Here is a 23894-nt window from a genome sequence, read left to right as displayed (position 1 = left end):
GCACCATCACGGGGGCTTTCTATACTGGGGCCAAGATAAAAGGCCAAGGAGGTCCCGTGTCCCCAAACACCGATTATCTGCTCAGCTGCCTGGAAAGGCTGCTGGCCATTCCCAGCCCCTCGGGCTTTACCGACCAGGTGGTGCATTTTGTCGGCGAGGAGCTGGCCCGCCTGAATATCCCCTTCGAGCTGACCCGCAGAGGCGCCATCCGCGCCACCGTCGCCGGGCGCCAGCGCTCCCCTGACCGGGCCTTGGTGGCCCACCTGGACACCCTGGGGGCCCAGGTCAAAAGGCTCAAGGACAACGGCCGCCTGGAAGTGGTGCCGGTGGGCCATTGGAACGCCCGCTTTGCCGAGGGCTGCAGGGCCAGCCTCTTTGCCGGCAAGCGTCGCTACCGGGGATCCTTGCTGCCCCTTAAGGCCTCCGGCCATACCTTTGGCAACGCCAACGACAGCCAGGAAGCCAGTTGGCAGAACCTGGAGCTGCGGGTGGACGTGCCGGGGGGTGACCGCCAGGCCCTGGTCAATGCCGGCATCCACATCGGCGACTTTATCGCCATCGATCCCCAAACCGAGGTGGACCGAGAGTCGGGTTTTATCAATTCGCGCCACCTGGACGACAAGGCCGGGGTGGCGGTGTTGCTGACGGTGGCCAAGGCCCTGGTGGAAGACCAGGTGGCCTTGCCTGTGGATCTGCACCTGCTTTTCACGATCACCGAGGAAGTGGGCTCTGGGGCCTCTTCGGTACTGCACCAGGACGTGGCAGAGATGGTCAGCATCGACAACGGCACCACGGCGCCGGGGCAAAACTCCAGCGAATACGGGGTTACCGTGGCCATGGCCGATCAGACCGGGCCCTTCGACTACCACCTTACCCATCATCTGCTCCAGCTGTGCCAGGCCCACGGCATTGCCCACCAGCGGGACATCTTCCGCTTCTACCGCTCCGACTCGGCCTCGGCCATCGAAGCGGGCAATGACCTGCGCACGGCCCTGGTCTGCTTCGGTATCGATGCCTCCCATTATTATGAACGCATCCACCTGGACGCCCTGTGCTGTTTAACCCAATTGCTGTGGCACTACGCCCTGTCGGAGCCGCTCTTCGCCGACGACAACAAACTGCTTACCCAGAGGCCGGATTTCCCCCATATGCCGTAACCCCGACAGCAATAACCTTACCTTGGCAAAGGTTTTGTAGCCCCGATCACAACCTTGCCAAGTTTTTACTCAATTTTCTGTTACACCTGTCGCTCTCTTCTATACTGCGCCCGCCGCGAAAAGCGGCGTTTAAGCAGCTGATAAGAAGAGGATTAGCATGCGTAGATTGTTGTGCGCCGCCGCCCTGATGGGCGTCAGCGTTTCTGCCATGGCGGACATCGCCGTCATCATCAATCCCGGTCAAAGCCAGGTACCCGCCGACGACCAGATTGAACGCCTGTTCCTGGGCAAACAAAAGGGCCTGACCCCCTTCAACCTGGCGGAAAGCCAGCCGGCCCGCGATGAGTTCAACAGCAAGGTCCTGGGTAAAAACAGCAGCCAGCTCAAAGCCTATTGGTCCAAGTTGATCTTCACCGGGGGCGGCACTCCCCCCGCCGATATGGCGGATGCTGCGGCCATGAAGGCCAAGGTCGCTGCCGACGTCAACGCCATCGGCTATATCCCTGCCGACGCCGTGGACGCCAGCGTCAAAGTGATCAAGACCCTCTAAGGTAGGACGACATGAAAAAGACTGCACTTGCCCTGGCTCTGGCGACCCTCTGTGGTCAGGCTGCCGCCGACATCCGTTTCAACGGTTTTGCCTCCATAGTGGCAGGCCAGACCCTGAGCAGCGACGAGACTGCCCTGGGTTATGACGACGACCTGTCCTTCAAGCCCGATTCCCTGTTTGCCCTGCAGGCCATGGCCGACCTGGGTGAAGGCCTGACCGCCACCGCCCAGATCATGGCCAAAGGCGCCGACGACTACGACGCCGACCTGGAGTGGGCCTACATTTCCTACGCCCTCAACGACGACTGGAAACTGCACGCCGGTAAGCTGCGCGCCCCCCTGTTTCGTTACTCCGCCTTCCTGGACGTAGGCTACGCCTACACTTGGCTGCGCCCGCCCCAAAGCGTCTACGGCGTGCCCTTTAACACCATCGAAGGGATCCGCCTGGACAACACCACCTTCTTCGGTGACTGGGAGTCCAACCTCAAGCTCTACGGCGGCTCCTACGACGGCGACATCTCCCCCAACGGCGTGGAAGGCTCTGGTGAGCTGAAGAACGCCCTGGGCGCCAGCTGGGAAATGACCCGTGACTGGCTGAGCCTGCGCGGCACCTACGCCACCGCCAAGGTGACCTTCGCCCCCAACGACGCCGAATCCCAGCAGCAACTGGGTGCCCTGGTAGCCCAGCTGCAAGGCCTGGGTCTGACCGACCTGGCCGACGGCATGGTCACCGAAGAAGACCGTGGCACCTTCTGGGGCCTGGGCCTGGGTATCGACTACCAGAACCTGCTGTTTAACGCCGAGTTCACCCACTACCAGGTGGATGACGCCCTGATCCCTGAAACCGACGGCTGGTACGCCTCCATCGGCTATCGCTTTGACAGCGTCACCCCCTACTACAGCTACGAGAAGTTCGACGCCAAGGCCGACCGCAAGTCCACCGCCAACCTGCCGGCGCTGCTGGCCGGGGCCGTCAACGCCGTCTACGACCTGGGCCGCTCCGAGAGCACCACCCACACCCTGGGCCTGCGTTGGGACTTTCACCCCAGCGCCGCCTTCAAGCTGGAGTACAACCAGATTGAGGACGACCTTGGCTCTACCGAAGACGCCAAGCTGATCTCCGCCGGTATCGACCTGGTGTTCTAAGCAATACCCCAACAAAAAAGCCTTCCGATGGGAGGCTTTTTTTATGGCCGGAAATCAGACCTTGAACGAGGACGTAACCTTGTGCAGCTCGCCGGCATGCTGGCGCAGCTGCACCGCCACGTCGGTCAGCTCCCGGGTGGCAGCGGCGCTGTCCTGGGCCTGCTCGCGGATGCGGTTGACAAAGCCCACCATGTCCGAGGAAGTGCTTTGCTGGGCCTCGGTGGCCTGGGCTATCTCCTGGTTCATGGCCAGGATCTGGGTGACGTCCTGGGTGATGCGGCTCAAGGCCTCGCCGGCGGTGTGGGCACGGTCCACCCCGGTTTGGGCGTTTTCCACCGAGCTGGACATGGCCGCCACCGCCTGGCGGGCCCCTTCCTGGAGCTGCTCTATGGTGGCCTGGATCTCGCTGGTGGAACTCTGGGTACGGGACGCCAGGGTGCGCACTTCGTCCGCCACCACCGCAAAGCCCCTGCCCTGCTCGCCGGCCCGGGCCGCTTCGATAGCGGCGTTCAGGGCCAGCAGGTTGGTCTGATCGGCAATGGCGCGGATAACGTCCACCACCTGACCCACCTGTTCGGCATCTTTTACCAGGCGCTGCACCACCTGGGCCGAGGTTTCCACCTCGTCAGACAGGGACTGCATCTGGGAAACGGTGTTGGTAACGTCCTTGTGGCCCTGGTTGACGTTTTGGCTGATGCCACGGGACGCCGAAGAGGCCTCGGCGGCATGGGCGGCCACCTGGTGCACCGAATCGTTCATCTGCTCCACCGCCTGCAGGGTACGGGAAGCGTTGTCCAGTTGGGCCTGCATCACCTTGTCGGAGGCATCGGTCAAACGGTTCAGGGACTGGGCAACCTGGGCCAGGGGGCTGGCACTGGCCACCACCTGCTGGATCACGTCCTGCAACTTGGCCACAAAGGCATTGAACCAGTTCACCAGTTCACCCAGTTCGTCGTCGGAGCGCACCTTCAGGCGCACCGTCAGGTCGCCGTCTTCGCGGGCAAAACGTTTGAGGGAATCCACCACGTCACCCAGATTGGCACGGATGCCGCGCACCACAGGGATGGCGATAAGGAACAGCAGCACTATGGTGCCCACCCCCAGCAGGCTGCCGCGCAGGGCCAGGGTGTTGGCGTCGTCCTGGGCGCTTTGCAGGCTTTGCTGGAAAGCCGCCAGGTACTGGTCGCGGTAGCGATCCAGGCTGTCGGTGACGGCGTCGTAATTTTCGTTCATGGCGCTGGAGCGCTGGCCCAGGGTGGAAAAGTCCAGGCTCGAATCAATCATGCCCTGGGCGATGGCGGAGGCCTCGTCGATATAGCTGCGGGAGCGGCGCTGTAATTCCGCGACTTCCTTGTCACCGGTCAGGCGGGCCATCTGGGTCAGGTCATCGCTAAAGCCTTGGGCCAGGGCCTGGGTGGCCTTGAGGGTGTCCTCGTCGGCAGTGGTCACCGCCGAGCTGAAACCACTCTTGAGGGCGGCCCACTTTTGCAGTGACTGGTCGGCTAGGCGCAGGGTCGGGAAACTCAGGGACTGGGCCTGGGCCAACTCATTACCGGTGTCTTTGGCGGTCAGCACCGTCAGTATCATGACGATGGCAAACCCCAAGGCGCCAACGAAAGGGATCAGGAGTATTTTTTTTACTATGGTCATATGGCTACCCAAAAGCTGCTGCACCTGTAGTATCGGCGGCTTGGCCCCGGTATTTAGGGCTGGGCATTGTAATGACGAGAAAGGCGCCGGTTAAAGTGGCACTGCGCTACCCAGGTCACAGTTTCGTAAAGACTTTTTCCCAAAGCAGGTGCGCAGCAGCACGTGCAGCTGCCGGTGCTGCTGGCGCCGCCTGTCCTTGGCCTTTTGCCCCCCCAACACCGCCAGGTCGTGGTCGTCCCCCAGCCTGTCCCCCAGGGTCTTAAATGCCGCCGCCAGGGCCTTGGCCCCCAGCCACAGGCTGTAGACGGCCAGGGCTTTGACCTCTTTTCGCAAACGATGCAGGGCCTCTGGCCTGGGGTGTTTACAGCTCTTCAAGGCAAGGTAATGGCGGCGGGCCTTGCGGTAGCGGCGGCAAAATCCCAGCAGCAGCTGGCTTTCATCGGGTAAGGGAGCCACCCTAATGGCGGCCTTGAGGGCCTCTACCTTGGGCGCCGGTCCCATGGGCGGCGCCTTGGCCTTTTGACCCAGTTTCAGGCGCCACTGGTAGCGAACCCAGGCATCCCGCTGGGCACCAAGGTCTCTTCGCAGCCCCTTGGCACCCCTTGCCAGGGCCTTATGGGCACCGAGCCTGGCCCAGGCTTCGCACACCTTGGCCACCTTGCGGCACTGGTGCACGTCCAGGCTGTCCAGTTGCTGTTGCAACTGCTGTTTGATGCGGCTTCTCACATCCCCTCCCCTGGAGCCAGGGCATCAAGCCTTTGGCCCCGGCGTCATTCAGCCATCGCGCATCTATTAGACAAAAGGATAAAGGTAGGCGGCGGGCCGCCATGCTAAATCATGGTCATCAACTGCAATGGAGTCCAACCGCGATGGCCAAGACGGCAAGCCACTCTTTTGGCGATACCCAAACCCCGCTCCTGAACATGACCATTGGCGACTGCCTTAAGGAAAAGGCCACCCTACACCCGGATCACCCGGCCCTGGTGGTGCGCCACCAACAGATCCGCTGGAGCTATAGCCAACTGCTTGAGCAGGTGGACAGGCTGGCCATCAGCCTGCTGCGCCTTGGCATAGAGAAAGGGGACAGGGTGGGGATCTGGGCCCCCAACTGCTACCAATGGCTGCTGGTGCAGTTTGCCACGGCCCGGCTCGGGGCGATCATGGTCTGCATCAACCCCAACTACCAAAAGAGCGAATTGGCCTATGCCCTGAACAAGGTGCAGTGCAAGGCCCTGATTTGTGCCGAAGGCTTTCGCCAGAGCAACTACCTGGCCATGCTCGAGGCACTGGCGCCGGAGCTGGCCCATACCCATTCAGGGGCGGAGCTGGACGCCCAGGCCCTGCCGAGCCTGCGCCATATCATCACCATGGGTAAGGCCCGCCCCGGCTACCTGGCGTTTGACTGGCTGATGGGAGATTTGACCGCCGAGGACAGCGCCCTGCTGGACGCCCTGGATCTGAGCCCCCAGGATCCCATCAATATCCAGTTCACTTCCGGCACCACCGGCAACCCCAAGGGCGCCACCCTGTCCCATCACAATATCCTCAACAACGCCAAGCTGGTGGGCGACGCTATGGGCATGAGCCCGGCGGACAAGCTGTGCATTCCCGTGCCCCTTTACCATTGCTTCGGCATGGTGCTGGGCAGCCTGCTGTGCGTGGCCCATGGCGCCACCGCCGTTTTCCCGGCAGAAGCCTTTGACGCCGACAGTACCCTCAAAGCGGTCAGTGAAGAGCGCTGTACCGCCCTGCACGGGGTGCCCACCATGTTTATTGCCGAACTTGAACACCCGCAGTTTGACCAATTCGACCTGACCAGCCTGCGCACCGGTGTCATGGCCGGGGCCACCTGCCCGGTAGAGCTGATGAAGAAGGTCATCGGCAAGCTGCATATGGAAGAGGTGCTGATCGCCTACGGCCAAACCGAATCCAGCCCCATCAACCACATCACCTTGCGCGACGATCCTTTGGAAAAACGCATCGGCACCGTCGGCAAGGCCGGCGCCCACCAGGAGGTCAAAATCGTCGACGCCTTCGGGGACGAAGTGCCCCTGGGGGAACGTGGCGAGATCTGCAACAGGGCCTATTCGGTGATGCTGGGCTACTGGGACGACCCGCAAAAGAGTGCCGAAACCGTGGACCAGGACGGTTGGCTGCATTCGGGAGACCTGGGAGTGATGGACCAGGACGGTTATGTGCAGGTGGTGGGCCGCATCAAAGACATGATCATCCGGGGCGGCGAGAACATTTATCCCAGGGAAATCGAGGAGTTCTACTACCGCCATCCCAAGGTTCAGGACATCCAGGTGTTCGGCATACCGGACGACAAATACGGCGAACAAGTCTGTGCCTGGGTGATGCTCAGGAGCGGCCAGCAGGCGGACGCCGAAGAGATGCGTGCCTTCGCCGAAGGGGAACTGAGCCATTTTAAGATCCCCCGCCATTTCCACTTCGTGGACAACTACCCCATGACGGTCACCGGCAAGATCCAAAAATTCCGTATGCGCGAACTGATGCTGCAAAGCCTGGGGCTGGGCCAGGGCTGATCACAGTAGCCGCTGCGGCCGGTGGCTGCGGCGGCAAAACCGCACAACACACAGGGTTATTGTGCTATAGTCCGCCGACTTTTTTGCCGTACCGGAGCAGGATATGAGCCTGGAACAACACCTGATGGACCGCAGTGGCGGTCAATGCGAACTGTGCGCCGCCACCACATCCCTGAGCCCTTACCCTGTGCCCGCCAGCCGCGACGATGGCCTGGACGGCCATGTGCTGCTCTGTGCCACCTGTCTGGCCCAGGCCGAAGCCCCCAGCGACGTCAACCATTGGCGCTGCCTCAATGACAGCATGTGGAGCCAGGTACCGGCGGTACAGGTGATGGCCTGGCGCCAGCTCAAGCGCCTGTCTGCCGAAGTCTGGGCCCGGGATCTGCTGGACATGCTCTACCTGGACCCGGAAGTGCAAAAGTGGGCCGAAGCGGGCCTAGGGGACGACGACAGCGAGCCCACCCTGGACAGCAACGGTACCCGTCTGGCCGAAGGGGACGCCGTCACCCTGATCAAGGATCTGGACGTTAAAGGTGCCGGCTTTACCGCCAAGCGTGGCACCCTGGTCAAGGACATCCGCCTGACCAACAACCCCAAGCACATCGAAGGCAAGGTCAACGGCGTGCAGATCGTGCTGGTGGCCGAGTACCTGAAGAAAGCCTGAGTAAAAGGCGGCCCCGGCCGCCTTTTGTTTTTTAACAATATTGATCCCGCGCAAGGTGCCCTGGCCTGCCCTGGGTTAAGCTGGTCAAGCTACCGATAATCACCGCCGGGGTTACCTTGCCTGTAACAAAAGCCCCAGGGACGACCTGCCGACATTGGCTGGCCAGGGCTTTGGCCATTTTCCTGCTGTGCGGTCCACTGCCTGCCCTGGCCAAAGACGCCTTGGCCCCGGACTTCCAGACCCTGTTCAACGGTATCGACATGCCGGCCCTGCTGGTGGACCCGGCCAACGGCCGTATCGCCGCAGCCAATCCGGCGGCCCTGGCCTTTTACGGCTTCAGTGCCAAGGAACTGGTGGGGGCCAATGTCGATAGCCTCAATACCCTCAGCCAGGCCCAGGTGGCCGAAGAGCGGCGCCTGGCGGCAAGCCAGGGCCGGAACTTCTTCCTGTTCCGCCATCGTTTGAAAAACGGTGAGCTGCGCAACGTTGAGGTGTTCAGCCGGCCCTTTAGCTTCAACGGCAGGCAGTTGCTGCTGTCCCTGGTTCATGACGCCAACCCCAACCAACTGGACGGCAGTGCCGAGGCCCATTACCGCCAGCGCCTGGAACAGATGGTGGACCTGCAGGTGCGCGAACTCAAAGACGGCCAGCGCCGCCAATTGGCCTTCCTGCTGGGGGCCTTGGTGATCCAGGCCCTCGTGATCGGCGCCCTGGTGGTGGGGATCCGCCGCTGGCGTAGCCTGCAACAGGAAAAAAGCCACCTGGCACACCTGCTGGGCAACGTCTTGGACGCCGCCTCGGAATTTTCCATCATCGCCACCGACCCCAAAGGCGTCATCACCCGTTTCAACAAGGGCGCCGAGAAGATGCTCGGCTACAGCGCCGCCGAGCTGGAAGGCAAAACCAGCCCGGTCTTTTTGCACCTGCCGGAGGAAATGGCAGCCCTGTCGGCAAGCCTCAGCGCCCGTTTCGGCCAGCCGGTAGAAGGCTTTCGGGTCTTTGTGGAAGAGGCCGAACGCCTGGGTAGCGCCACCCAGGAATGGACATACATTCGTAAGGACGGCAGTCGCCTGACGGTGTCTTTGGTGGTGACCACCATGCGCGACCCCAAGGGCCAGCTTACCGGCTACCTGGGAGTGGCCCAGGACATCAGCCAGCGCCGCCAGGCCGAGCAGGCCCTGCTGGCCAGCAAGGAGCGCTACCACTCTCTGGTGGCCGCCCTGAGCGAAGGGGTGGTGATGCAGAACCGCCAAGGGCAGATAGTCGCTTCCAACCAGGCAGCCAGGCGCATGCTGGGCCTGGCCGAACACCAGTTGCACGGCAAGACCTCCCAAGACCCTTGGCAGGCCCTGGACGAAGACGGCCAGCCCTTCCCCGGCGAGCGTCACCCGGCCATGCTGACCCTGGCCAGCGGCCAGCCCCATCATAACGTGGTGATGGGCCTGCCCAGCCCACAAGGCCTGCGTTGGCTGTCCATCAACTCCGAACCTGTGGGCCAGGGGGCCGACGGCCGCCCGGACGCCGTGGTCTGTACCTTCGTGGACATCACCGAGCGCAAAGCGGTGGACGACCAGCTGCGCCTGGCTGCCAGCGTCTTTGCCAACAGTTACGAAGGCATCATGGTCACCGATGCAGACAACCGCATCATCGAGGTCAATCCCGCCTTTTGCCGCATCACCGGCTACAGCGCCGAGGAAGTCATAGGCCGCTCCCCCAACCTGCTGGCTTCAGGGCGCCAACCCCAGGGTTTCTACCAGGCCATGTGGCAGCAACTGGCAAGCCAGGACGCCTGGCGCGGCGAGATCTGGAACAGGCGCAAATCCGGGGAAGTCTATGCCGAGATCCTGGCCATCTCCGTGGTGCGCAACAGCCAGGGTGCCATCCAACGCTACATAGGGGTCTTTTCCGATATCAGCCAGCTCAAGGCCCATGAGCGGGAGCTGGATCAGATAGCCCACTTCGACCCCCTTACCGGCCTGCCCAACCGCCGTCGCCTCAACGATCTGCTGGCCCAGCGCCTGGGCCAGTGCGACCGATACCACCAGGGCCTGGCGGTGGCCTTTATCGACCTGGACGGCTTCAAGCCCATCAACGACACCTATGGCCACCAGGCCGGCGACCAGTTCCTGGTGGCCATGGCCAAACGGCTCAAAGGTGCCCTTCGCCAACAGGACGTGGTGGCCCGTATCGGCGGTGACGAGTTTGTGGTGCTGCTGGCAGATGTGCTGCACCCGGGCCTGGTGGAAGAGTCCCTGAACCGGCTTCTCAAGGTAATCAACGAACCGGTACAGATGGAAGGCACCCGGTTGCAGGTGTCGGCCAGCATAGGGGTGACCTGCTACCCGGATGACAGCGGCGATGCCGACCTGTTGCTGCGCCACGCCGACCAGGCCATGTACCGGGCCAAACAGGCGGGTAAAAACCGCTTTCACAGGTTCGATTTGGAACGGGACCGCCAGCAAAGCGGTTACCAGAGCTGGCTCAACCGCCTGGAACAGGCTCTGGCCGAAGATCAGCTGCGGCTCTATTACCAGCCAAAGCTGGACTTGAGCACAGGCAAGGTGGAAGGGGCCGAGGCCCTGCTGCGCTGGCAGCATCCCAGCCAAGGGCTGCTGGCACCGGGTGATTTCCTCGGCCACCTTCTGGGCAGCCGCCTTGACGTGCCTTTGGGGCAATGGGTACTGGACCAGGCCCTAGCGCAACTGGGCCGCTGGCAGTCGGCCGGTCTTGAGCTGAACCTCAGCGTCAACATCAGTGCCATGCACCTGTTGCAGCCAGATTTTGCCGACACCCTGGGCACCTTGCTGGCCGCCCACCCACAGATAGATCCGCGTTTCTTGGAACTGGAGATCGTCGAAACGGCGGCCCTGACCGACCTCAATCTGGCCGCCCGCACACTCACTCAGTGCCGGCGCCTTGGGGTCAGAACGGCCCTTGACGATTTCGGTACCGGTTATGCGTCCCTGACCTACCTGCGGCGGCTGCCGGTGGACCGTATGAAAATCGACCAGAGCTTCGTGCGGGACATGCTCAGCGATCCTAACGATCTGTCCATCGTCGAAAACGTTATTCAGATGGCCAGGGCCTTTAACCGGGAAGTGATCGCCGAGGGGGTGGAAACCCAGAATCACGCCAGGGCCTTGTTACAGCTGGGCTGCCACCATGTGCAGGGCTACGGGGTGGCCAGACCCCAGCCCGTCGACCAGTTCGAAGCCTGGCTGGCCCAGTGGCAGCGTCAACCCCGCTGGCTGGCTCCAAAGCTGCCGCCTTACCACCCGGAACTGGCCCTGCTGGCAGCGGCCAATGCCCACCGCCACTGGGTAGAGATGGTGCTGGCCAGCCTGGAAGCCCCTGCTGCCAAAGCCACGCTGGAACTCAATGGCCGCCACTGCAACTTCGGCCAGTGGTACCACACCGCCGGCATGGCCCGTTACGGCCACTTAGACGCTTTTTTGGCCCTGGAAGCCCTTCATGAACACAGCCATCAGGTGGCCGCCACCTTGCTGGCCGCCCCTAGTTCCCAGGCCCGCCAGGCCTTGCTGGATGCTCGCGATCAGGTGTCGGCGCAACTGGGAGTGCTGATCCAGGCACTTGGCCAGCGTAAAGCCGGCTAAGCCCCGGCCAGCAGGCCCTCAAGCCAACGGCTAAAGGCGCCAAGGCGCTTGGATAGGTGCCGGCGGTGGGGATAGAGCAGCCACAGGGGCATGGGGGCAATGGCCAGCTGCGGCAGCACCTGCTCCAACTGCCCTGACGCCAGCCATTGGCGCACGCCATGCTCGGGCACCTGGATGATGCCAAGGCCGGCCAGGCAGGCCTGGCTGTAGGCTTCGGTCTGGTTGACCGTCAACCGGGCCGGCATGGCCAATTGGCGCGGCTCTGCGTCTTGCAGGTATTCAAAAGCCCCCTGGCTGTCTCCCAACACCTGGGTGTAGTGGACCAGTTGGTGCCCGTTGAGATCGGCCAGGCTTTGCGGGCGTCCGTAACGGTCCAAGTAGGATGGGCTGGCGCAACTGACCATGGGCATATCCGCCAGGTGGCGGGCGATGACCCCCTGATCGGGCTGGGCACCGACCCGCAGCACCGCATCCAGGCCTTCGGCCACCAGATCCACCCGCCGGTCCGAGCAGGATATTTCCATCTCGAGCCTGGGGTGGCTGTCCAGAAACTGGCCCAGCTTGGGCAGCACCAGGTTCTTGGCAAGGCCGGTGGGCATGTCGATGCGTAGCTTGCCTGCCAAGCCCTGGCCTTCATCCTGAAAGAGGTTGTCCAGCTCCTGCATCTCGTCGAGCATCCACAGGCAACGCTGGTAATAGAGCTGGCCGTCCTGGGTCAGGGTCACCCGGCGGGTGGTGCGCTGAAGCAGCCGGGTACCCAAGTGGGTTTCCAGCTGCCCTACCCTATTGGACACATGGGTTTTTGACAGACCCAGATCGGCAGCAGCCAAGGTGAAACTGGCCAGCTCTGCCACCCGGGTGAAGATCTGCATGGCCTGGAGGCGGTCCTGCATGGGGATTGTCCACTCTGAGTAAACACGCCTTGCAGTATGCCTTTATTTATCCCAATCAATGCAAGTAATAGCCTGTCCTTGTCAATCCTCAATCCAAGGACAAACCATGACCAGCAACCCCATAGCCCTTATCACCGGTGGCAGCCGAGGCCTTGGCCGCAACGCCGCCCTGGCCCTTGCCGAGCAAGGCGTCGACGTCATTATCACTTACCACAGCCAGGCCGGCGCCGCCGACGAAGTAGTAGCCCAAATCCGCCAGGGTGGCGGCCGGGCCCTGGCACTGCAACTGGACTGCGGCAATGTGGCCGGCTTTGATGATTTTGCCCAGCGCCTGCGCCAGGAATTGGACAGTCATTTTGGCCGCCAGCAGTTTGACTACCTGGTTAACAACGCCGGCATCGGTATCCATGCTTCCCTGGTCGAAGGTACCGAAGCCCAGTTCGATCAACTGATGCAGGTGCACTTTAAAGGGGTCTTCTTCCTGACTCAGAAGCTGTTGCCCTTGCTCAAGGACGGCGGCCGCATCCTCAACTTTTCCAGCGGCCTGGCCCGTTTCTCCCTGCCCGGTTACGGCCTCTACGCCGCCATGAAAGGCGCAGTGGAAGTGCTGACCCGTTACTGGGCCAAGGAACTGGGCGAGCGGCAGATCCGGGTTAATGTGCTGGCTCCCGGCGCCATAGAAACCGACTTTGGTGGCGGCGCCGTTCGGGACAATCAGGCCCTGAACACCATGGTGGCCAGTGTCACCGCCCTTGGCCGGGCCGGCCAACCGGACGATATCGGCAAGGTGGTAGCGATGCTGTTGTCGGACGCCGGCAGCTGGGTTAATGGCCAGCGCATTGAAGCCTCCGGCGGCATGTTCCTGTAAAAAAAGGGCCTTGGGGCCCTTTTTTATCGGCTTTTACCGGTCAGTACACTCAAAGGTACGGCATAAAAGGCGGAAAACTCGCGGATGGTGCGATAGCTGACCGGTCGGCCCGCCTCGGCGCGCTTGATGGTAGCCAGGGACAAGCGCAGGTGCTTGGCCTGGCAGGCATGGCTGAGATCTTCCTGGCTTATGCATTTGGCGTCACGCAGGGCTTTGAGCCTGGCAGCGTCCAGTCTCTGGGTTCCTTTCATGGCCTGTCCTCCTTGATGGCCCCCCAAGTCTAGTGCCTTACCCTGCCAAGGAGGCCAACAGCAACCCTGGCAGACCAGTACGCTTTTGTTGCCACCCTTTACTGATCAAAGTGTTAGGTCATCTTATGGCAGGGGCGTGACAACCCTGACACCGAGCTGATACCGACCTGATGCGGCTGTGTCCCCTGGAGGCTTCTCATACTTGCCAAGGCTGCCCGGCCCCATGGCAGCAATGGAGCCCACTTCAAGAGGAATGATCATGAGTAACGTGAATTGGAACAACGGCCAACTGCTGACCCTGGAACAGGGCATGACCGCCACCTGCACCGGCAACCTCAACCCTGGCCAGCTCTACTGCCTGTTCTTCTATAATGCCGCCCAAAACGACGCCGACACCGTGGTCACAGTGGTCTGGTCCAACTCCCAGCCGCCGGTCCAGGTCTTGGTGCCGGGCACCACCGGCAAGCAGGGCCTGGCCTCCTTGTGTTTCGTCAACGGCGACCAGACCAATACCGTGTCCGCCGCCGTGACCCAGGGCCAGCCGGGTGCCTCGGTGCAGACCTTTATCGGCAGCGTCAAAATGCCCATGGAGTCCCCCGGCATCAACAACATAAACCTGGCTCCCAATGGCGAACCCGTGCCCTTCAGGGCCTTCACCCGCTTCTATAATGTGCCGGCCTCCCATTGGTACCAGATGACCCTGACCAGCGACATCAACCAGTTCATCACAGTGCAGTTCGAGGAACAACGGGCCCAGGTGAACATCGTCAATACCACCTCTAACCCCACCGAGTTGGTGACCTATGCCGGCAACGCCCAGCAGTATGTGACCATCAACGCGGTGCCCAACCAGATCTACAGCTGGTCGCTGCAAGGCAACGGCCGCCAGTTCGTGTGGATCAATGCCGACAGCGTGCAAAACTCCCAAAGCGCCACCATCAGCCTCCAGTCCCTGTCCGCCCTTTACGACGCCCAGCAGGGCAAGTAACCCCAGCACAAAAAAACCGCGCCTCGGCGCGGTTTTTTTCCCACAAAGGCTCAGTCGCCCTGTCTCAACCCTTGCCCCCTTGGTGTTTTTTCAGATATTGGCCTGGGGTTATTCCCAGCACCGCCTTGAAGTCATGGGTAAAGTGGGCCTGGTCAAAGTACCCGGCTTCAAAGGCGGTATCCAAAATCACCCCGTCTCCCCCTGCCTTGAGGCGGTGGCGGGCCAGGGCCACCCGTTGGATCCGGCTAAACTGCTTGGGGCTCAGCCCCACCCAACTTTTGAACTGCCGCTCCAATTGGCGCTGGCTAAGGTTGGCTTGGGCCAGCAGCGGTGCCAGCGGTCCTCGGCCCTTTTCCTTGGTGATAGCCCCCAACACCTGATGGGCAGGGCCCGGTGTCCAATCGGCCTTGGCCAGGCAGCCAAGCAGTACCTCTTCGACCAGGGCTTTCTGGGCGGCCTGGCTTGGTGCCTGGGCCAGGCGCTCTGCCAGCTCGGCCAGGGCCAGTTGCGGCAGTTCCTGCCCCCAGGTCCCAGCCAACTCCGCCAGCGGCAAACGAAGAAAGGGATAGCCCATACCCGGGTGAAAACGTACCCCCATCAAGCGGCTTTGAGTTCCCATGGCCATGGCGGTGCTGGTGAGGGTGGGGCCAGAGACGATGGCCCCCTGCCCACGTTCTTGGCCGGCCAGGGCCAAGGCCCCGGCAAAATGGAAAATCAGACCGCTGCCGCCGTCCGGGTGCAGAAACTGGAGGTCGGGCGCCGGGCCGTTCAACGCCAGCCACCAGTAACATTGCACAAAAGGGGCCAGGACCGGGCTTGGGGCCTGTTGCTGGTAGCCGGCCAGGGCCGGCGCTGTGTTGAGGGTGCTGGGCATAGGGACAAAACCCCAGGGACTTTGCAGCCAGTCTAGCGCCAAAGCGGCATGTCGGAAATCTACAATACCGGGCCGGCGCCGGCGCCTAGAGTAGCGACACCACCTTGAAAGGAGATTAGCCATGCGTTTGCCCTACTACACCCTGGCCCCCGGCGCTGTGAAAGCCATGATGGGCCTTGAGCAGTACCTTGATACCCAGGCCAAAGACCAAGACGGCGTCGAGAAATCCCTGCTGGAACTGGTCAAGGTGCGGGTGTCACAGCTCAACCAGTGCGCCTATTGCCTGGACATGCACACCAAGGACGCCCGCGCCCTGGGAGAAACCGAGCAGCGCCTGTACGCCCTGACCGCCTGGCGCGAGACCCCCTTTTTCACCCCAAGGGAAAGGGCAGCCCTGGCCTGGGCCGAGGCCAATACCCTGCTCACCCAGCAGGGTATCGAGGACCATCAGTTTGAAGCGGTGCGCAGCCACTTTAGCGACAAGCAACTGGTGGACCTGACGGTGGCCATCGCCACCATCAACGCCTGGAACCGCATCGGGGTCAGCTTTGCGCCGCTGCCGGGCAGTTACCAGCCGGCCGGCTGAGTTGAAAAGGCGCCCTTGGGCGCCTTTTTTTATTGGCGCGGATCGTCCTTGGGGTTGACGTAGGTAATGCCCCAGGGACCCATGCCGTGCAGCTGGATCACCGTGCCTTCGTCCTTGGTGAAGGCGTAGTGGCGAGTGCCCATGTCCATGGCGGCAAAGCCACCTGGGGTCAGGGCCTTGGCCTTGTCTTCGTCATAGGTTTCCCCCAGGCCCATGTAGAGGGTGCCGGTCAGCACCGACACATGCTCCACGGTCGGGTGCCAGTGGGGTTTGATCTGGTAGTTGGCGGGGAAACGCAGGCGCAGGGTGAAGGGGCCGGCAGCGCCGGGGTTACCTTCCAGTACGGCCACTTGCGATCCGGCTGGCAAAGAGCCCGGTCCCGGGGCCCAGTTAAGGCCGTCGGCATTGGCCATGATATGGCCCTGCATCATTTCGCCGGCCCCCAATGTCAGGGGCAGCAGCAGGGCCATGGCCACGGCGAGGCGGCGATGGGATTGCATTGGAACCTCCTTTGCTTGGGTTAGTTCAAGCTAATAAAAGGTAGTCCAATACCGCGCCGCCAGGGCTGAACCGCCCCTTGGGGGGCCATAAAAAAAGCCGCCCATAGGCGGCTTTTTAAGTGCTGAGGCTCAGTCTTCGCTGGCGCCGCCGCCCCAGGTGTCACGCAGACCCACGGTGCGGTTGAAGATCAAGGTGTCGTTGTTGGCGTCGCGGCAGAAATAGCCGATACGCTCGAACTGGAAGCCCTGTTCGGCCTTGGCGTTGGTCAAAGAGGGTTCCACCCAGCCTTGCACCACCGCTAGGGACTCTGGGTTGATGGTACCCAGGAAGTCGTCGGCGCCGCCCGGGTTGGGGACGTTAAACAGGCGGTCATACAGACGCACTTCGGCCGGCAGGCCGTGGTCCTTGCTGACCCAGTGGATAACCCCTTTGACCTTGCGGCCGTCGGCCGGATCTTTGCCCAGGGTGTCGGCATCATAGGTGCAGTAGATGGTGGTGATGTTGCCGGCGTCGTCTTTTTCGACCCGCTCGGCCTTGATCACATAGGCATTACGCAGCCTCACTTCCTTGCCCAGCACCAGGCGCTTGTACTTCTTGTTGGCCTCTTCGCGGAAGTCTTCCGCTTCGATAACCAGTTCCCGGCCAAAAGGCACCTTACGGCTGCCCATCTCCGGTTTGCTGGGGTGGTTGGGGGCCTCTAGCCATTCCACGTCCCCTTCGGGGAAGTTTTCGATGACCAGGCGCACCGGGTCCAGCACCGCCATGGCGCGGGGGGCGTTTTCGTTGAGGTCGTCGCGGATGCAGGCTTCGAGCATGGCCATCTCGACGGTGTTGTCCATCTTGGTCACGCCGATGCGCTTACAGAATTCGCGGATGGACGCCGGGGTATAGCCACGGCGGCGCAGGCCGGCGATGGTGGGCATACGGGGGTCGTCCCAGCCTTCGACGTGCTTTTCCACCACCAGCTGGTTGAGCTTGCGCTTGGAAGTGACGGTGTACTCCAGGTTCAGGCGGGAAAACTCGTACTGGCGCGGGTGGCAGTCGATGGAGATGTTGTCCAGCACCCAGTCGTACAGACGGCGGTTGTCCTGGAACTCCAGGGTACAAAGGCTGTGGGTGATGCCTTCGATGGCGTCCGAGATGCAGTGGGTGAAGTCGTACATGGGGTAGATGCACCAGGCGTCACCGGTCTGGTGGTGGTGGGCAAATTTGACCCGGTACAGGACGGGGTCACGCATCACCATGAAACTGGAGCCCATGTCGATCTTGGCGCGCAGGCAGGCCTCGCCTTCCTTGAAGCCACCGTCGCGCATTTTTTTGAACAGCTCGAGGTTTTCCTCAACGCTGCGGTCGCGGTAGGGGCTGTTCTTACCCGGCTCCTTGAGGGTGCCACGGTATTCGCGAATTTGTTCTGGGCTCAGCTCGTCCACGTAGGCCAGGCCTTTTTGGATAAGCTCAACGGCGTAACCGTGCAGCTGCTCGAAGTAGTCGGAGGAGTGGCGCACCTCGCCGTCCCACTCAAAACCCAGCCAATGGACGTCTCGCTTGATGGAGTCCACGTATTCCTGGTCTTCTTTGACTGGGTTGGTGTCGTCAAAACGCAGGTTGCACTTGCCCTGGTAGTCGTCGGCCAGGCCGAAGTTCAGGCAGATGGACTTGGCATGACCCACGTGCAGATAGCCGTTGGGTTCAGGCGGGAATCGGGTGTGAACGCTATGATGTTTACCGCTTTGCAGATCCGCATCGATAATTTGGCGGATAAAGTTGCTGGGACGGTTTTCGCCCGCATTGCTCATAGCAGTCCTCTGGTACTTTTTATGTGAAAATTACCCTTATGATCCATGAAACAAGGCAGTGAAACAATAGAGCCATGGCCCATTGCAAATACAGTCTAACCGGCGCCCGCGTCCTGACCCGCCAAGGGTTAAATTATGGCCACCTGGTGGTGGCCGACGGCCACATCGAGGCACTGCTACCCCTGCATCAGTCCCCGCCCCGCCCCTGGGTGGATTGCTCGGACCTGCTGATTGCACCGGGCTTTGTGGATCTGCAGCAAAACGGCGGCTTTGGCCTGCTGTTTAACGACAGCCCCGACACCGACACCCTGGCCGCCCTAAACGAGGGCAACCTGCGCCACGGCACCACTGGCTTCTTGGCCACCTTGATAACAGACGACGACGCCAAAGTGGCCGCCGCCATCGAGGCGGCCCGCCAGTATCAAGGGGAAGGCCTGTTGGGGCTACATCTGGAAGGGCCTTGGCTCAACCCCAACAGGGGCGGCATCCACGACAGCCGCCAGATAAGGCCGGTGAGCGACAAACTGCTCAGTCTTATCCTGGGGGCAGCCGATGTGGTCAAAGTGGTTACCCTGGCACCAGAAGCGGTGAGTCCCCAGGTCATTGGCCAACTTGCCAAGGCCGGCATCAAGGTGGCCGGCGGCCATACCCTGGCCGACGAAGCCCAGAGCCAAGCGGCCATCGCCGCCGGGCTATCCATGGCCACCCATCTTTTTAACGCCATGGCCCCCATCAGCGCCCGCAGCCCCGGCTTTGCCGCCACCGCCCTGGACCAGGGCCTTTGGTGCGGCCTGGTGGCGGACGGGGTCCATGTCAGCGCCGCCAATATCCGCCTGGCCCAGCGCCTGTTGGGGGAAAAGGCCTTGTTGGTGACCGACGCCACCCCCGCCAGCGGCGCCCCGGATCTCACCCAATTTGCCTTCGCCGGCAAAACCATTCAGGTCAAGGACGGCCGCTGCCTGGGCCCGGACGGCACCATTGGCGGCTCCAACCTCACCATGGACCAGGGAGTGCGGACCCTGGTGGCGATGCAGGTACCTGTGGAAAGCGCCCTGGCCATGGCCGGGGTCCATCCCCGCCTGGCCCTTGGCCTACCCAGGCTGATGCCGGGCATGAAAGCCGAACTGGTAGGGCTGTGCCCCGACCTGAAGGTCAGGGGCACAGTACAGGGGCGGCAGCTGCTGGAAGTGGCCGGTTAAGAGGCCTCGGCGGGTAAGGCAAGGTTTGGGGCGGATGCTTCCTTCAAGGCGACTTCCTGCTTCACTGCCTCATTGCTCAATTGCTTGAAGACAACCCATTGCTGCAAGGGCTGGCCGCTGACGGGATCGCCCTCGTTGCGGGTATAGAAGCTGTTAAATGCCAGCCCATGGGCACCGAGCTTTGCGGACAATTGCTTCATGGCCTTGGGGGCTTCGTCGCTGTTGGCGACCAGTAACTTGGCCAGACAATGCCTGGGTCCGTCACAGGCCAGCTCCACAAGACTGATGCCCAACTGCGTCTGGACCTGGCCAAAGGCGGCACGAAAAAGTTGCTCCGTTGCCTCTGCCTGGGGCTGGCTGAGCCCTCGCGCCTTGGTCTTGGCCAAGCTGTCTTCAAAAGAGAAGGTATCAGCTAAAGATGCCGTTTCCTTCCCAGGCTCAGGCAGGCTCTGCCATAACAGCACACCGGCGCCGCAAACCAGCGCGCCACCCAAAAAAGCCATCAGGTATCCCTTCATATTTCCTCCTTTTTACTTCAACGTCTTGCCTCTGCTGTCAGCCTGCTGGCCAGTCCAAGGCTTGTCAATGACTGCCACCGGCTTGCCGATCTGGGGCGGGTGCCTGCTTGACCCTTTCGATGAGCAGCACCACAGGTTCGCCGCTGTTGGCAACGCTGGTGTAGGTGGTAGTGGTAAACCAGCTCGGTCCTCTCTGCTTGGCAAGGCCACCAAACAGGAGGTCAGTTACCTTGCCGACATCATCCCCATCGGCCACCTTGAGGCTAAGCAGGCAGCGGCTGTCCCCGCAGGCAAGGTCCTGAAGATCTACGGCCACTTTTTGTTGAAGCGAGGCCATCTGCTCCCATATAGCCGCTTCGTTAGCCTGGCCTGCCTCGTCCACCACCCTGTTGTCGGTAAAGGCCCGAAAATCCTTCTGAAAGTCCTCCAGGTCCCGATAGTTTTGCATCTGGGGCGGCACCGTCTGAGTGTCAATACCCATGGCCTTCAGCCTTGCCAGCAGTTTGGGGTCATTCAATGATCCGATCGGCTCCCCTTCTTCCGGGGCAGCCGCTGGCTGGGACTCGGGCTTGGGCGCCGATTGGCCAATGTTTGCCGCAGACGCCGCCAATGGTGCAGCCTCGGCCTTTGCCACTGGCGCCGCAGGGGCTGGTTGGCTGCCGGTCTCAGCTACCGGTACCGGGGCAGTGGTCCCTTGGTTGGCAAACCACAAGAAAGCCAGGGCAGCCCCCAACACCAGGGTCAAAAGGTGGGTAAATATCCTTTTCATCAGTGCTCCTTACTTATGCCTGGTGGCGGTGTCATGTCCCTCAAAGGGCGCCATGTGACTCCCATTCCCTTTCGTACTATGCTCCAGGCTACGGTTATAAATGGACGTTCACTTTATGCGCAATCACATCGACTATATCGAATTCCCCGCCAAAGACCTCAAAAACATCAAAGCCTTCTATGAAAAGGTCTTTCAATGGGAGTTTACCGATTACGGCCCCGACTACTGCGCCTTCGACGACGGCAAGATGAAGGGGGGCTTTGAACGCAAGGACAACTTCATACCCGCCGGCCGGCCCCTGGTGGTGATCTACCACCCCGAGCTGGAGCGCAAGTTGCAGCAAGTCGAGGCCGAAGGCGGCCGCATCGTAGCGCCGATTTTCAGCTTCCCCGGCGGCCGCCGTTTCCACTTTGCCGACCCCGACGGCAACCTGCTGGCAGTTTGGAGCGACAAATAACAAGGAGCCTGTCATGAAAGGTCCCGGTATCGTCTTTCCCCCGCCCCTAATCCTGGTGGCCGGCTTTGTGATTGGCCTGGGGCTGGATCAGCTCTACCCTGCCCCCCTCAAACCCCTGGCCTGGCTGCTGGTGGTACTGGGCCTGGCCATCACCGCCTGGGCCTTGGCCAGCTTCAAACTGGCCAAGACCCCCATTTTCCCCAACAAGGACGCTACCCAACTGGTGGTCAAGGGCCCCTACCGGTTTTCCCGAAACCCCATGTACCTGGGGCTGGCAGTCAGCTACCTGGGGCTGGCCCTGTGGCTTACCAGCCCTTTTGCCCTGGCCCTGTTGCCGGTCAGCCTTTATGTGCTGTGGCTGCTGGTGATCCGCCGGGAAGAGGCCCACCTCCTGGATAAGTTCGGTGAGGATTACCGCCACTACTGCGACAAGGTACGCCGCTGGTACTGACTTCAAACATATGATTTAAAAGATAATCACGTTTCTTCACGTTGTTTCAAAGCCCCTTTGTCCTGCCCTGGGTTATAGCTGAGGCACCTGGACGAACCACCCTAAAAGGGAGCTTTGTATGAACAAACGCGAATGGGCCGGTTGCCTATGCCTGGCAACCCTGCTGACCGCCTGCGGCGGCAGCGACGGTGACAACAGCCCCACCACCTCCAACCCGCCACCGACGCCTGCCCCCGTGGTCAATGTCGGGGTCTTTGTGGACAGTCCGGTGGCCGGCATCGGTTATCGCACCGCCAGCCAGGAGGGCACCACCAACAGCGCCGGCGAGTTCGACTATGTGGAAGGGGAAAGCGTGACCTTCTTCCTAGGAGACTTGGCCTTCCCGGCGGTACCGGCCAGCGGCCAGGTGACCCCGGCGGACATCGCTGATGGCGACGACACCACCGCCACCAATATTCTGCAGCTGCTGCAGACCCTGGACAGCGACGGCAACCCCTACAACGGTATCGACATCAGCCCGGATATGGCCGCCGCCTTTGCCGGCACCACCCTGGACCTGGCGTCGGCCAGCTTCGATACCGAGGTGGCCTCGGTACTGGCCAGCATCGACCCCGCCCTGACCCTGGTCTCGGAGAGCGCCGCCAAGGGCCACTTCCAGGACAGCCTGCAAAGCCAATTGCGGGGCAGCTGGCTGTTTAGCGAAGGGGAAGGCAAGCGCAATGTGATGACCTTCCTCGAAGACGGCCTTTACATCATGATCCACGAACACGCCGACGAGCCGGATGAGGCCAACGGCCAGACCGCCGGATCGGTAGAGTTCGGGGAATATGACTGGGACCCCGAAAGTGGCGAGTTGACGGTGGTGGCCATCGCCGAGTCCGACGGCTGGGGCGGCCTTTACGACCCTGAAGAAGGCAGCTCGGTCAGCACCCTGATGCTGGACGGCGACAGCTTTCAAATGCAGTTCACCGACGATGCCGGCGATCTCATCACCTTCACCCGCATCGAAGACGACCAAGACCCCCTGGTCGGCGCCTGGCTCCTCTATGAATACGAAGACAACAACTTCAATGTGCTGACCTTCCTGCCAGGGGGCGAATACGTCATCGCCCACAGCAATAACCAGGAAGACGAGCCCTTGTCCGGGGAGTTTGGCACCTATAGCCTGGCAGACGGCGTGCTGATGGTCACCGGCGCCAGCGTCAACAGTGACGGAGCCGGCGGCCTTTACAACGCCGAAGATGGTAGCGATCAGTTCAACGAGTTCCTGCAGCGCCACCCCTGGGGCGAGCTGACCTTTACCGACGACAACGAAGGCAGTTTTGGCTTTGCCCGCATCGGCATCTTCAGCGCCGAGCTGTTCAGCGACGACAAGGCCGCCACCAAAAGGGTGCAGGTGGAACGCTTTAGGGGCTTTGACGACAACAGCGCCCTTGGGGACTGGACCTTGAGCCTGCCGGCCTTGACCGACGAGTCCAGTGCCGTGGAGGCCCGCCTGGTACTGAACGGCAATGGCGTCGGCACCCTGACCTTGGGGGAAGAAAGTGCCCAGGACATCAGCTGGTATGTCACCAGCAGCGCCACCCTCAACCTGGTAGCAGAGGGCGACAGCCAAACCTGGTATTGGACCCTGACCGGCATTCGCGGTGCGGACGGGGCCGTGCTGGTTAGCCTGGCCGACCCGGACGACGCAGACAACCCCGCCAGCTTCCTGCTGGAAGGGACACTGGTTCCTCGTTTGCCATGACCTCTCCCATGGGGCATGTGTTTGGGGGCGGCCAGCCCCCTTTTTTATGCCTTGGCTTCCAGCTGTGCCTTCAACGCCGGCGGCAGTTTCAGTTCCCTTGCCAGTTCGTCCAGGTAAAAACGCTCCATGCTGCTTTGGGTGTCCACCATCACCAGGCTGGCCAGGTACAACTGGGCCGCCATCTCGGTGCTATAGGCCAAGCGGGCAACCTCGGCTGCGTCCACCGGTTTGCGCAGTTCCTCGTCCAACCACTGCTGCAAGGCCGGATCGTCTTCCAGTTTGGCCAACTCGGTTTCTATGGCCTGGCGCTCCCTGTCATCAATATGGCCGTCGCATTTGGCGGCCGCAATCAAGGCCACCAGCATGGCTTTGGCCTGGCTCTGCTGTTGCGGCGGCGTCAATTGCTCGGGGGACAGCACCTGTGGCCCCTGGCCCTTTTGCTGCTGCCAGTCGCTGTATACCTTGTAGGCCAGCACTCCCAGGGCAGCCATGGAGCCGTACTTGGCCACCTTGCCACGACTTTTCTTGCTGCCCAGCAGCAAGCCCAAGGCGCCACCGCCCAAGAGCCCCTTGCCAAAATCCCCGGTTAGCTTGTCCTTGGACAGGTAGGCCTTGCCGGTGCTTAACAGACTGTCCAGTAAACCTTTGGTATTCATTTGACCTCCTTGGA

At 61.8% G+C, this 23894-nt stretch carries 23 protein-coding genes; 13 read left to right on the top strand and 10 right to left on the bottom strand.

Annotated elements, in window-relative coordinates; all coding sequences use genetic code 11:
* Positions 1-56 precede the first annotated feature (56 nt).
* The 3 genes from B3C1_RS07765 (at position 57) to B3C1_RS07755 (ending at position 2852) form a co-directional block, all read left to right on the top strand.
* Entirely contained in the window at positions 57-1157 is a 1101-nt protein-coding gene (locus B3C1_RS07765; RefSeq protein WP_008484021.1) for an osmoprotectant NAGGN system M42 family peptidase, read from the top strand.
* Between the two features lie 157 nt (positions 1158-1314).
* Complete coding sequence (locus tag B3C1_RS07760) at positions 1315-1707, top strand: hypothetical protein (protein ID WP_035481452.1); 393 nt, start codon at positions 1315-1317, stop codon at positions 1705-1707.
* An 11-nt stretch (positions 1708-1718) separates the two neighbouring features.
* Positions 1719-2852 carry a porin gene (locus B3C1_RS07755; RefSeq protein WP_008484019.1) on the top strand — a complete coding sequence of 378 codons (1134 nt, stop codon included), beginning with the start codon at positions 1719-1721 and terminating at the stop codon, positions 2850-2852.
* Positions 2853-2906: 54 nt separating this feature from the next.
* Here B3C1_RS07755 and B3C1_RS07750 read toward each other — a convergent pair whose 3' ends face one another.
* Positions 2907-4502: a methyl-accepting chemotaxis protein gene (locus B3C1_RS07750; protein WP_008484018.1), complete on the bottom strand. Its 1596-nt coding sequence runs from the start codon at positions 4500-4502 to the stop codon at positions 2907-2909.
* A gap of 90 nt (positions 4503-4592) precedes the next feature.
* Positions 4593-5228, bottom strand: coding sequence for a CHAD domain-containing protein (locus tag B3C1_RS07745; protein ID WP_008484015.1), 636 nt, complete (start codon positions 5226-5228; stop codon positions 4593-4595).
* Between the two features lie 143 nt (positions 5229-5371).
* On the opposite strand from B3C1_RS07745, the gene B3C1_RS07740 reads away from it, so the two are divergent.
* The 3 genes from B3C1_RS07740 (at position 5372) to B3C1_RS19325 (ending at position 11326) form a co-directional block, all read left to right on the top strand.
* Positions 5372-7048, top strand: a complete 1677-nt coding sequence (locus tag B3C1_RS07740) for an AMP-binding protein (protein ID WP_008484014.1) — start codon at positions 5372-5374, stop codon at positions 7046-7048.
* 103 nt (positions 7049-7151) lie between these two features.
* On the top strand, positions 7152-7712 hold the full coding sequence (locus B3C1_RS07735; RefSeq protein ID WP_008484013.1) for a PhnA domain-containing protein: 561 nt from the start codon (positions 7152-7154) through the stop codon (positions 7710-7712).
* A 170-nt stretch (positions 7713-7882) separates the two neighbouring features.
* On the top strand, positions 7883-11326 hold the full coding sequence (locus tag B3C1_RS19325; RefSeq protein ID WP_008484012.1) for an EAL domain-containing protein: 3444 nt from the start codon (positions 7883-7885) through the stop codon (positions 11324-11326).
* On the opposite strand, the gene B3C1_RS07725 is transcribed toward B3C1_RS19325, so the two are convergent.
* Positions 11323-12219, bottom strand: a complete 897-nt coding sequence (locus B3C1_RS07725) for a LysR family transcriptional regulator (protein ID WP_008484011.1) — start codon at positions 12217-12219, stop codon at positions 11323-11325. The genes B3C1_RS19325 and B3C1_RS07725 overlap by 4 nt on opposite strands.
* Positions 12220-12325: 106 nt before the next feature.
* Here B3C1_RS07725 and B3C1_RS07720 point away from each other — a divergent pair, with 106 nt between their 5' ends.
* Positions 12326-13087 (top strand): SDR family NAD(P)-dependent oxidoreductase, encoded by a 762-nt coding sequence (locus tag B3C1_RS07720; protein WP_008484010.1) that lies wholly within the window; start codon positions 12326-12328, stop codon positions 13085-13087.
* Between the two features lie 23 nt (positions 13088-13110).
* On the opposite strand, the gene B3C1_RS07715 is transcribed toward B3C1_RS07720, so the two are convergent.
* On the bottom strand, positions 13111-13338 hold the full coding sequence (locus B3C1_RS07715) for an XRE family transcriptional regulator (RefSeq protein WP_008484009.1): 228 nt from the start codon (positions 13336-13338) through the stop codon (positions 13111-13113).
* A 259-nt stretch (positions 13339-13597) separates the two neighbouring features.
* On the opposite strand from B3C1_RS07715, the gene B3C1_RS07710 reads away from it, so the two are divergent.
* Entirely contained in the window at positions 13598-14326 is a 729-nt protein-coding gene (locus B3C1_RS07710; protein ID WP_035481480.1) for a hypothetical protein, read from the top strand.
* A gap of 64 nt (positions 14327-14390) precedes the next feature.
* Here the strand turns inward: B3C1_RS07710 and B3C1_RS07705 are convergent, their stop codons facing one another.
* Entirely contained in the window at positions 14391-15200 is an 810-nt protein-coding gene (locus B3C1_RS07705) for an AraC family transcriptional regulator (protein WP_008484007.1), read from the bottom strand.
* 121 nt (positions 15201-15321) lie between these two features.
* Here B3C1_RS07705 and B3C1_RS07700 point away from each other — a divergent pair, with 121 nt between their 5' ends.
* Positions 15322-15786, top strand: coding sequence for a carboxymuconolactone decarboxylase family protein (locus B3C1_RS07700; protein ID WP_008484005.1), 465 nt, complete (start codon positions 15322-15324; stop codon positions 15784-15786).
* A gap of 29 nt (positions 15787-15815) precedes the next feature.
* Here B3C1_RS07700 and B3C1_RS07695 read toward each other — a convergent pair whose 3' ends face one another.
* Both B3C1_RS07695 and glnS read right to left on the bottom strand, forming a co-directional pair.
* Positions 15816-16286 carry a cupin domain-containing protein gene (locus B3C1_RS07695; protein WP_008484003.1) on the bottom strand — a complete coding sequence of 157 codons (471 nt, stop codon included), beginning with the start codon at positions 16284-16286 and terminating at the stop codon, positions 15816-15818.
* Between the two features lie 129 nt (positions 16287-16415).
* Positions 16416-18083 carry a glutamine--tRNA ligase gene (glnS, locus tag B3C1_RS07690; protein ID WP_008484002.1) on the bottom strand — a complete coding sequence of 556 codons (1668 nt, stop codon included), beginning with the start codon at positions 18081-18083 and terminating at the stop codon, positions 16416-16418.
* A 74-nt stretch (positions 18084-18157) separates the two neighbouring features.
* Here glnS and nagA point away from each other — a divergent pair, with 74 nt between their 5' ends.
* Positions 18158-19282 carry an N-acetylglucosamine-6-phosphate deacetylase gene (gene nagA / locus B3C1_RS07685; protein WP_008484001.1) on the top strand — a complete coding sequence of 375 codons (1125 nt, stop codon included), beginning with the start codon at positions 18158-18160 and terminating at the stop codon, positions 19280-19282.
* On the opposite strand, the gene B3C1_RS07680 is transcribed toward nagA, so the two are convergent.
* Together B3C1_RS07680 and B3C1_RS07675 are read right to left on the bottom strand one after the other, a co-directional pair.
* A complete protein-coding gene (locus tag B3C1_RS07680) occupies positions 19279-19800 on the bottom strand; it encodes a hypothetical protein (RefSeq protein WP_008484000.1) in 522 nt (173 codons plus the stop codon). The two genes, nagA and B3C1_RS07680, sit on opposite strands and share 4 nt — an antisense overlap.
* A gap of 64 nt (positions 19801-19864) precedes the next feature.
* Positions 19865-20569 (bottom strand): hypothetical protein, encoded by a 705-nt coding sequence (locus tag B3C1_RS07675; protein WP_008483999.1) that lies wholly within the window; start codon positions 20567-20569, stop codon positions 19865-19867.
* Between the two features lie 115 nt (positions 20570-20684).
* Between B3C1_RS07675 and B3C1_RS07670 the strand changes: the two genes are divergently transcribed.
* The 3 genes from B3C1_RS07670 (at position 20685) to B3C1_RS07660 (ending at position 23224) form a co-directional block, all read left to right on the top strand.
* Positions 20685-21026, top strand: coding sequence for a VOC family protein (locus B3C1_RS07670; protein ID WP_008483998.1), 342 nt, complete (start codon positions 20685-20687; stop codon positions 21024-21026).
* Positions 21027-21039: 13 nt separating this feature from the next.
* The gene (locus tag B3C1_RS07665) at positions 21040-21477 is read left to right on the top strand and encodes a methyltransferase family protein (RefSeq protein WP_008483997.1); all 438 of its coding nucleotides are present in this window, start codon (positions 21040-21042) and stop codon (positions 21475-21477) included.
* A 118-nt stretch (positions 21478-21595) separates the two neighbouring features.
* Entirely contained in the window at positions 21596-23224 is a 1629-nt protein-coding gene (locus tag B3C1_RS07660) for a hypothetical protein (protein WP_008483995.1), read from the top strand.
* A gap of 44 nt (positions 23225-23268) precedes the next feature.
* On the opposite strand, the gene B3C1_RS07655 is transcribed toward B3C1_RS07660, so the two are convergent.
* Positions 23269-23880, bottom strand: coding sequence for a tellurite resistance TerB family protein (locus tag B3C1_RS07655; protein ID WP_008483994.1), 612 nt, complete (start codon positions 23878-23880; stop codon positions 23269-23271).
* Between the last annotated feature and the right edge of the window lie 14 nt (positions 23881-23894).

It is taken from the genome of Gallaecimonas xiamenensis 3-C-1 (assembly GCF_000299915.1).
Classification (GTDB): domain Bacteria; phylum Pseudomonadota; class Gammaproteobacteria; order Enterobacterales; family Gallaecimonadaceae; genus Gallaecimonas; species Gallaecimonas xiamenensis.
Note: the sequence above shows the minus strand (reverse complement) of the source record. Positions and strands in the feature narration are given on the sequence as shown.